Origin of the sequence: Moorena sp. SIO3B2 (genome assembly GCF_010692525.1) — a bacterium.
In the GTDB taxonomy this organism is placed as follows: Bacteria; Cyanobacteriota; Cyanobacteriia; order Cyanobacteriales; family Coleofasciculaceae; genus Moorena; species Moorena producens.
This window is the reverse complement of the sequence record NZ_JAAHHE010000439.1, coordinates 1-4,417: the sequence shown is the minus strand read 5'-3', so window position 1 is coordinate 4,417 and position 4,417 is coordinate 1. Positions and strand designations below refer to the sequence as shown.

The window sequence follows — 4,417 nt, the reverse complement described above, 5'->3', positions numbered from 1 at the left end:
CAAGTTGAGAAAACATCGGGAAAATGGTACCACTAATTTCCGTATCCTCGATGGGGCGGTCGGTGATATCAAAGATAAAATTGGTAGACAAGAATCGAATTAGCGGTTCCCAAAACTCATCCGCCGGTTCTTCCTCTAAGTAGTTAACGAATAGGGTATAAACATCTTCTAACAATTCCAAGGTTAAGACTTGAGCATCAACATTGACAGCACTTGTGTTGATATTCAAATCATTACGCTCACTATCGGATAAATAGGCATAAATCACCCATTTGAATAGGGCTTTAACTAACTCATCAAAGTCCGTATCATTATCATTGGTAGAGTTATCATCTAGAGGAATCGAGTTTTCCATAAACAATAACCCGATACCACTGACTCCTGTTTCGGTCTTGGTAAAGGACGGTTGAAAATAAATATCGAGGCGAAGCTTCCCGTCTTTTACAGTTTCCGTGCGCACGTCTCCGGGGAGTGCTAGCTTAATTCCCGTTGTGCCATCATCCCATCGCAATGACCGTCCACCAGATGTTTGGGTAGTGACATTTGTAGTAGTAGCAGATGTTTGGGTAGTGACATTTTTAACTCTTCCGGTGCTACTCGTGCCTTGGGCTTTAGCAAAAGCAAAGGAGCGATTAGCCCTAGCATTTTTCTGGATTCGATAGGGATGCAGGGTTTGAGCACGGGCAGTAAATACTGGAACAGTGGCTGCCATGGCTCCCCCAGATCCAGCAGCGAGTTGCCAGGGTGGTGTGGTATCTGAACCGAGGACAAATTGCTCCCGGACGGTCAATTTAAACTTAAATCTGATTCGGACAAAGGCAATCTTGATCGATGCTTTGACAGAAACCGTAGCCACTAGAGCCACCTGAATGGCTTTGTATACCTCAACCACAAACAGCACCGCAACTTTAACCAGGACTTCTACATCAACCTGAATTACTTTAAAGTCCACGACACCATAGATGCGACCAACAATGGCTACACCACCCTGAATTCGGTAATAGGTGGCCTTTTTCTGATTAGTATCGGTGGGATTATAGGTCGCAAACACCCCTTGCAACAGGCCATGCATGGTAATGCTGAATTCTGCGCGCAGAGGGCCTTTCTTGATAATTTTCCCCAACCCGACCTGCAAGCCAATGCCAAATTCTAATACCGGGTCAAAGGTGCCACTAACAATGTCGGGAACACTGGTGGCTGTTTCTGCACTCAGTTTATTGAAGTAGAAGCCCCCTAATCCTAAAAAGATGCCGACATTAACGGCAATGGATCTCGAAAAGTCACCACCCCAAGGGAAGCCCACATCGATACCAAAGTCCCCATTGGTATAGATTTCAATGGCAACCACTGGCAGGGTAATATGAACAGCACCAAAGTCGATATAGCGCATGGTGTCTGGTAAAACCAGCTCACTGCGATAGACCCCGACAGTATCACTAATGCGGCGATAGAGGATTTCAAATTCAAATCCAGCAAAACTTTGTACCGGGGGTCCCGACAAACTAATGCGCAGGCCATAGATAAAGGGGTCGTTGAAAATTATACTGATCTCAATGGAACCCAAAATCACAAATTGGGCACCAATTAACCAGCCACTCTCTGCACTAAACTGTATTGGCTGACCTGAAAATTGAATTGGTTGAGTGGGGTCAGAACTGACGGCTGAGGGTAAGGACTGTTGCAGAGCTGTGAGGGGATTTTGCCGCCGTTTAATAGGGGGAAGGGGTACCAAGGTTTGGCGCATCACCGTGGTGAATTGCTCAATAGTACGAGCTTGCTGCACAATTTCTGGTGCGAAGGCAACCCGTTGTCCCAAAGCCAGGAACTTCAGCTCGAAGATCGGGGCTTTAGTGCTGGGCACTTCTGGGGGATTCTCATTGACTGGGTCCCACTGAACTCGCTTTTTGGGTTGTCCGGGAATACTTAAGTCTACTGCGATCGCTATTTTCTTATTGGATGCTGTTCTAGCATTATTTTGTTGGGCACTGACCTGAGATGTCTTGGTGCCAAACTGGTAAGACAGCCCCACATTGGATACCTTAGCAATCAAGACATTCAGGGTAGCCTTGTAGGAAATGGTGATGGATTTATTAGTTAGGTCTATCTCCAGACTAAACTTATCTAGCGCTATCTCTTGTTTAGCAAATTCATCCCAGGGTGGATCGAGTTCAAACTCAATAATACTGGAGTCATAGACGCTGACAATATAGGCAATCAGGTCACCAATGGTAGGATTTTTACCATTGACTAAACTAACGCTAAACCGCAACAGTTTACGATTATTGATATTGGTGTACACTGCGCTCAGCAACAGGGTACTGATTTGGAGTTGGAAAATTAACTCACCGGTACGATTTGCCAGGGCTTGGGATGAACGACCAGAGCCAGAGGTGCTACTGGTTCGACTAAAAGTATAGATAACCGAGAGTTGTAAGGTATCGAAAAAGGGAATCGAGGCTTTGACCGTTCCTGCGATCGCTCCTTTTAGGGTCGTAGAGGTTCCCCCTGATCTATTACTGGAGGTTTTGGTAATTTGAATCGCTGCTTGGATTTGCAGGGTTTCTTCCCCTGGCACTAAGGCAATGCCAGTATCCCAATCCATGGATCCGGTGAAGGTATAGCGGGATTCAACGATTTGGGTACTATTCTCTTGATAGCGGGTTTGTTGTAGGGCAAATGCCAGGGAAACTACTAAATCCCGCAACCCATACTCATCGAGCTTATCCTGAGAAAATCCAAAGGCTTTGATAACTTCGGTAATGCTGATATTTTGAGCAGTGGCAGAAAATGCCCACTGACTGGCAATCTGGCTCCCCCCAGAATTGGTAAGCTGTGACGAAAATTGATGGGCGACCTTAACCGCAAATTCGCCCCCAAATAACTCAAACAGCCCCTCAAATGACAGTTTTCGCTGCTGGGAGAGGGATTCTGGCGTATTCTGTTGACTCCCATTGGTTGAGCCAGAGGATTTGACCGATGACACTGACAGGGCAAGCTGTTGGATGGATAAGGTTGGCCCCGAATCGAGGGTAATCGACCAGGCATTTTCAATAGCAGCCTCAAAGGAAAATGCCCCTTTATCCGGTCGCAATTCCACCGCCATTTTCGTAATAGCTAAGTTCTGAATCGAGTCTGGTGCATCTAATTCTGGAATCAGTTCTTCCAAAAGCGCCACGACATAAAGTCGCTGTCCAGCAATCATACCGCCCTGATAAACCGTTACGTTGCGGTCTTGAATTTTCTCCAGGATCAAATTGACGGTTTCACCAGCAACGGTTAGCTCGGAGATCATACCAAAGCTAACACTGGTTGTTCTTTGCACTATTGCAGTCATCGTTCGATTCAGAAAAGATTACTAGGCAAAAATGGAATTGTCGAAAGTTAGCGGTAAGTGGTCAGTTATCAGCGGTCAACTTATTTTATTCAAAAGCCAAGTAGCGTGGCACAGGCTTCTAGCCTGTGACCTAACCTATAATGTGACCTAACCTATAAGCTAATAGCTATTCTTCATTACTAACTTTGAAATAGACTCCCCTTAATTTAAGGTCTAATCCATCAATTAATTGACCTGAATCCTCTTGCCATTCGGCTGATAGTCCAACAGTATAAGCTGTCTTGGTTTTATCAACGACTTTATTTCCACTAGCATCTGTGCTTGAAGCACTAGAGCCAGGAATTCTGACATGAAATTCATCCACATATAAACCGGCTTCAACCAGCAAATTAGCAGCATTTTGTAAGACTGTAATGTCTGGTAATGCATCGGCTTTAAGTTCACCCGTGGTGGGGTCTAGGAAAGAGTCAATTTCTGTAGAACTAACACCCAAAGTACTCATAATACTATTGAGAGAGCTGCCAACAGTACCTAAATAAACCCTTTCTCCGGGGGGAAGTTCAACTTCAATTCCCTTTTCTTTAAGCTCAGTAATGGCATTTTTCGGTTCTAGGGAAATTGTCTTTCCCGCCAGTTCTAGAGAAACACCAAAAAATACTTTAGTTTCTGACATTTTTTTGCTCCTTTTTCAAAAATATTTACTTTCAAAAACTATCAATCTACAACAATTATAAATTATACATTTGCCATTGAATTATATATCATATATACATGATATGTAAACCTAATAGGTATTTTTTTATTGGGCAATCAAACTCCGGATATCTTTACCCTCTTGCCTTTTGCCTTTTGCCTTTTGCCTTTTTAAGCAATTCGTGTCTTTACAAACCAGATACAAACGCTATATTTGATCGAGCTTAACTTCAGCTTCCGGGGGAACCACTGATTCTTCTGGAATCTTTGTGGTCGATAGATTATCATCAGCCACAGTATTTCCATTTTCGTCCACAAAGGTTAACCCTTTTTTAACAATAACACCATTGGGATAATCATCGGATTGGGGTACCGAAAATACCGTGACTA

At 44.0% G+C, this 4,417-nt stretch carries 2 protein-coding genes and 1 pseudogene; all 3 read right to left on the bottom strand.

Going from position 1 to position 4,417, the window contains the following annotated elements:
• Positions 1–3,334 (bottom strand): annotated as a pseudogene (locus F6K38_RS35615) (hypothetical protein); the annotation flags it as partial.
• A gap of 166 nt (positions 3,335–3,500) precedes the next feature.
• Positions 3,501–4,007: a hypothetical protein gene (locus F6K38_RS35610; protein WP_287359781.1), complete on the bottom strand. Its 507-nt coding sequence runs from the start codon at positions 4,005–4,007 to the stop codon at positions 3,501–3,503.
• A gap of 228 nt (positions 4,008–4,235) precedes the next feature.
• On the bottom strand, positions 4,236–4,417 hold a 182-nt coding region (locus F6K38_RS35605), incomplete at its 5' end, for a hypothetical protein (protein ID WP_287359779.1).